The sequence below is a fragment of the Bradyrhizobium sp. IC3195 genome, from assembly GCF_020193585.1.
In the GTDB taxonomy this organism is placed as follows: domain Bacteria; phylum Pseudomonadota; class Alphaproteobacteria; order Rhizobiales; family Xanthobacteraceae; genus Bradyrhizobium; species Bradyrhizobium yuanmingense.
Genome location: NZ_JADYVG010000052.1, coordinates 1 through 5,360 on the forward strand (window position 1 = coordinate 1; position 5,360 = coordinate 5,360).

General features: G+C 58.3%; 1 protein-coding gene and 4 pseudogenes. 2 read left to right on the forward strand and 3 right to left on the reverse strand.

Annotated elements, in window-relative coordinates:
• Window positions 1–874 precede the first annotated feature (874 nt).
• A pseudogene (locus tag I6F09_RS36925) lies at window positions 875–1,243 on the forward strand (DDE-type integrase/transposase/recombinase); the annotation flags it as partial.
• Window position 1,244: 1 nt separating this feature from the next.
• Here the strand turns inward: I6F09_RS36925 and I6F09_RS36930 are convergent.
• The 3 genes and pseudogenes from I6F09_RS36930 to I6F09_RS36940 all read right to left on the reverse strand — a co-directional run.
• Window positions 1,245–1,413: pseudogene (locus tag I6F09_RS36930) on the reverse strand (IS3 family transposase); the annotation flags it as partial.
• A gap of 917 nt (window positions 1,414–2,330) precedes the next feature.
• Window positions 2,331–3,338: a cytochrome-c peroxidase gene (locus tag I6F09_RS36935; RefSeq protein ID WP_225129259.1), complete on the reverse strand. Its 1,008-nt coding sequence runs from the start codon at window positions 3,336–3,338 to the stop codon at window positions 2,331–2,333.
• Between the two features lie 542 nt (window positions 3,339–3,880).
• Window positions 3,881–4,863, reverse strand: a pseudogene (locus tag I6F09_RS36940) (IS630 family transposase).
• Window positions 4,864–5,019: 156 nt separating this feature from the next.
• On the opposite strand from I6F09_RS36940, the pseudogene I6F09_RS36945 reads away from it, so the two are divergent.
• Window positions 5,020–5,360, forward strand: a pseudogene (locus I6F09_RS36945) (transposase); the annotation flags it as partial.

Here is a 5,360-nt window from a genome sequence, read left to right on the forward strand (position 1 = left end):
AGCCGAAGAAGCGTTAGCGTAGCCGCCGCTTCGTGGTCGGCTGCGGTGGATGCGCCTCTCTGTTCAAACCCTATGCCAACTGCGACAGCTTGATCAGTAAGGGAAAATTTTTCAAGGAAGTGTACCAAACCGACAGCATGTCAGAGATCGGACAGTCAAGGTCATGTTCTAACGTAAGGTCGCAAATCGGACACATGGCGATGGCTTTTTCTAGTTGGACAGAAAAGCCCGCCTCCGAGTCAATGGGAAGAACGGAGGAAAATGACGTCAATGAACATTCTCCGGCCGACTTTGAAATGCGTCCGGAGGCGGGGCCTATGGCTAGAGTATTCCAATTTCCAAATGGCAGGCGACAGTCCGTAAGCCTGATAACCCGCCTGCCCCATCAGCCCTTAGGGCAATGATGGGTCCTCAGCTCTATAAGCCGTCATTGCGATGAACTGTGCGGGGTATGCCGGAGCTGTGCGCTGCTCTCTCGGTCAAGGAGTCAAGGCAAAGGTAGAGAGCTTGATACGTCAAGCTTGTGGCCACGGATAGCCGTCGACCAACAAATTTGCTGGTGTTACCTCATTGCTATGGCGAGCGCGTCGCTGAGGGCTCACCTGGGGTAACCAAATGGGGTCGGTCAGATCGGAGGTCTGACGAGACGGACGGGCTGCTCAGAAGCAGGGCTGCAATGAAACGTCATTGATCAAAATCAGATAACAGCAGGATCCATTTGGTTGGCCAAATGCTTGGTGAACCAATCGCCAGTGACTCTGTTCACGGTTGCGAGGTGACACACATAGGGATCCTAGCGTTTATAAGCACGAGATGCTTCGGTTCGCGAGCTCGATTGTAAGCGTCGAGCTGCAAATCCGTCAAGCAGCGGGACGTCTTGCTGCGGCGGGAGGGCGAGCCATCGGGCATCAACCGGATCTACCGGCTTTATCGCGAGGAAGGGCTCACCGTCTGCAAAAGGCGGGCTCGCCGCAAAGGCCGTGGGGACCCGTGCCCCGATCCTGGTCGAGGCGAGGCCGAACGCGCGCTGGTCGCTGGACTTCGTCCACGACCAGTTCGCCAATGGCCGACGCTTCCGCATCCTCAACATCGTCGACGACGTCACCAACGAATGCCTGGCGCCATTCCGGAGACGTCGATCTCGGGGCGGCGCGTGGTCGGCGAACTGACGGCAATCGTCCAGCGACGCGGCAAGCGAGAAATGATCGTGTCCGACCATGGCACCGAGTTCACCTGCAACGCCAGCAGGCCCGCCGTTCCGACAGGCTCATGACAGCCTGCAGATGCGCGATCGCAGCGCGCTTAGCGGCGGGCCTTACCATTTTTTGAAAGGAGCTCGCGAAGTGCGGCGGCATCGAGCATCTGCTCGGCCAGAAGCTTCTTCAGCTTCACGTTCTCCTCTTCCAAGGCCCTGTCCGACTTCACCGACGTGAGCGCGCTCGGCATTAAGTAGAGCTGGTCGTCTGAATTGCGCATCAGGTGCGTCCGTGCCGTTCGAGATCATCCTCAATTCGCGACCACGCACAGTGCACTCTCGCGCGGTCGCCTTACAGCAGATCGTCAGATCGCTTTGCTGGGCAGCACGAGCCAAATGTCGTCTTGTCGATGACCTACAGGCACGCTGCGACGACGCCAGCACGCGGGAGAGCTCGGCGCTGGTGGTTCTGTCGGTGCCAAAAAGAAGGGCATGCTGTCGCTAAGTCAGGCGAATTGTTTAGTCGTAATCCGGACACGATGCTCTGGGGAAACCCTCCACTGTGCTGCCCAAGCAGGTTGTGGGAGCTGAGCGCACGAGATCCAACTTGTCATTGATGGTTCGGGCATAACAGTCGCAAGCCAGCGCCGATTCAGTGTCTCAGCAGCAAACTCTTGCGCGACGCTGTGAGGAATCGCGCATCCATGGTGCGACTTACACTCTGAGGGTCAAGTTCAGCAAAATCGATGATTGGGGTCCGATCAAGCCATTCCCTTGGAACCGCCGTCGCTCGGCCACCTGCTGGACGCGGATTGGTTCGTCGCCGCCGGCCCAAGCCTTCGTTCAACTTGGAATTGCGCCTAAGTTCCCGACTGATCGTGGGTGGCGACCGGCCAGGGCCGCGCTCCTCAAGGCTGAGCATCGTCCCATCGCAACAACACCTTTAGCAGGTGTTGCACTGGCATCGTGAACCGAAGCCGCTCTTCACCTTGATCCAGTGCTTCGCGATAGGGAGCAGTGCGATCTCAGAGATCGGTTCGACGAGCCTGAACGCGCTCCGGCTTGCGGCAGCTGCAAAGCGGAGCTGCGTCGCCGCGACTAAACCGTGGAACAACCAGGATAGTGAACAAGAGCACTATCTGTCTAAGGACGGTGGCGGCGTATCCTTTGTGCGCGTTGGCAGTATCGGATATTCGATCTTGGGTAACCGGCCGGTCAATGAATTAAGAAACGCAACGATATCGTTCTTCTCCTTCTCGGTGAGCTCGGCGCCGAGCTGCACCTCACTCATAATGCCTACCGCTTCCTGGAGCGTCCAAACCTGACCCGAATGGAAGTAGGGAGCTCGCAGGGCAACGTTGCGCAAAGGGGCGGCGCGGAACACGTATCGGTCGCTGAAGGCCTTCGTGACCGCGAAACGCCCCTGGTCGGCTGGGGGAAGCAGTTTGCTGTCTGGTCTTTCAATCACGCCGAACGCGAAAAACTCCTGCCCACCAATATTGATTCCGTTGTGGCAGGAGGCGCAGCCTTTGTCCACGAACAGCCGCAATCCTGCCTTTTGGTGGTCATCCAGCGCGTTGGCATCGCCGTTCAGGTATCCATCGAACGGAGCTGCTGGTGTCGTGAGCGTCGCTTCAAAAGCCTCGAGCGCTTTCGCGAAATTGTCAAAGGTGACCGGCGGTGTATCACGCGGGAATGCTTGCTTGAACTTGCCCACATAATCTTCCATCGAATTCAGTGTGGTCGTTACGTGATCCGCAGTCGCATTCATCTCGGCGCTCGCCTGAACGGGCCCCTTGGCTTGTGCCTTAAGATCCGGCGCGCGTCCGTCCCAGAATTGCGCGACATTGAACACTGAATTGTAGACGGTCGGCGCCCGCCGCGCTCCCCGTTGCCAACCGTGACCAACTGACGTTGGACCCGCGTCTACGCCGCCGGTGCCAAGATTGTGGCAGGTATTGCAGCTAATGATCCCACTCGCCGACAGACGAGGGTCGAAGAACAGCATCTTCCCGAGCTCCGCTTTCTCGGTAGTCACGGGATTGTCCTTTAGGGCGGGGATACCAGAAGGGATCGGTTTGAAGATCTGTCTGGCTGTCATCATCAAATCGTCGTTTGCGATGGCATTGCATGAGACACACATCAGAACGGTAGTAATCGATACCTTGAGCATGACGTGAGACTTCCAGATCTTGCCGCGCCGCTACCGAACAACAGTTCTTCAGAAGAGGCGCCCGCTGCATGGATGGCTTTTGCTATGCAGGAACTGAGCCAGCGCGCGCGAGTGAATTGGTCTAGGGTTTCTGTGTTCGATGTTGGCTTCACGACAGTTGTCGTTAGCCCGACACGAACACTTCGACTAATCACGAAGCATAGTGTTTTGCTGCTCTTCGAGGAGGCACGACGCGTCTCTCCGACGAAATGCAGGGGGCAGTGACGTCGCAGGCACCTGTCCCGGGAGTAGATGAAACCTCCCTCCAATTGGATTCGAATCGATGTCGCAGGCGTTACACTATTAATACGAGCCCGATCGAAGCTCCGCCCCGTGCCTAGCGCAGCGCCGTCAGTCCCTCCCCAACCGGCTTTCGGTCCCATGGGCCTGAAAGGGGGCTGCCAGGCTGTCACGACGGGATGAGGCCTGGCGCTGAGCTTGATGAACTTAGCTAACTGTCTGCCGGATCGCGTCTAGTGTCCTGAACCAGAAGTTCGCAACATCGCGTCGTGTTGTACCGGGGCATTGTAACGGCAGAAGCGTTCGATGGAAGCAAGGATATCATCGGCTGACTTGGTCCATCGGAACGGCTTGGGATCAGCGTTATGTCGTTCGATGAACGAGGCGATGTCCGCCCTGAGGGCGGCTACGCTGCGATAGACGCGGCGCCTGATCTTCTAATCGGTAAGAAGCGCTCGACCTGATTGAGTCATGACGAACTGGTCAGGGTCAGGTGCACATGCCAGCGCGGCCGCTTGGCCAGCCATTTCCGGATCAGCGGGGTCTTGTGAGTGGCGTAGTTATCCATGACGAGATGGACGTCGAGTTGGCGCGGCACAGCGGCCTCGATCTCGTCCAGGAATTTGCGGAACTCGGCGGCACGGTGCCGTCCGTAGCACTTGCCGATAACCCGTCCGGTCGCAATGTCGAGGGCGGCGAACAGCGATGTGGTGCCGTGCCTTTTGTAATCGTGGCTCCTTCGGGCCGGCTGGCCGGGACGCATCGGCAGCATCGGCCGACTGCGGTCCAGCGCCTGGATTTGAGACTTTTCATCTACACACAGGACGATGGCGTGTGCCGGTGGCGAGACGTAAAGCCCGACGACATGACGCACCTTGGCCACGAAGTTCGGATCAGTCGAGAGCTTGAATGTCTCCAGCCGGTGCGGCTGGAGCCCGAAGGCCCGCCAGATACGTTTCGGTGCTCCCGAGCGCGGCTCATCGTGCAGCCCAGCCACGCGCTGCTTCACAAAGCCCCGCCGCCGTTTGCCTACCGTCCCCCGCTCCAGGCCTAGCTTGGCCGTCACTTCCTTGTTCTGACCGCCTTCCGCGCAGGCCAGCGCGATCCGGGCTCTCAGAGCCAACGCCTGCGCCGCCTTTCGCCGCATTCTCAGCGGCTGAAGTTCAGCACGCTCATCATCGCTCAATACCAGGGGCGCAAGTCGCTGGGTCGCCATCAGATCCTCCGTCGCTGTTGCAGCCGCCATCTCTGGCACAGCGACGCGAATCTAATGCGAATCTACGATTGCGAACTTGTGACTCGGGACACTAGCACTACTTTGGCAGATTGTTGGATTTGGGCTCTTTATTAGGATTCCCGAATCGACTTTTCAATGATTCATGGGTGGTCGGCTCTTGGAGGGCTGACCATGGTGGAATGGGAAGACGAACTCGAACGCTGGCTGAAGCCGTTCCTGGACCGGTTGGGTCATAAGACCGGCAGCGGATGTGTCCCCTGTACGTTGCGGGATTGATCGGCCCGGGCGATCGCAAGAGCGTTCAGCCGATGGCAGAACGCCTTGCAACCGGCAACTACGATCAGCTGCACCATTTCATCGTCGAAGGTGTCTGGGACGCATCACCGCTGGAATCTGAGCTGCTCAACCAGGCGGATCGGCTTGTCGGCGGCAAGGATGCGGTATTAGTCATTGATGACACCGCAATGCCGAAAAAG

Coding starts and splice junctions, on each gene's coding strand:
- I6F09_RS36935 (WP_225129259.1), bottom strand. CDS start 3,338: ATGTGTGTCTCATGCAATGCCATCGCAAACGACGATTTGATGATGACA.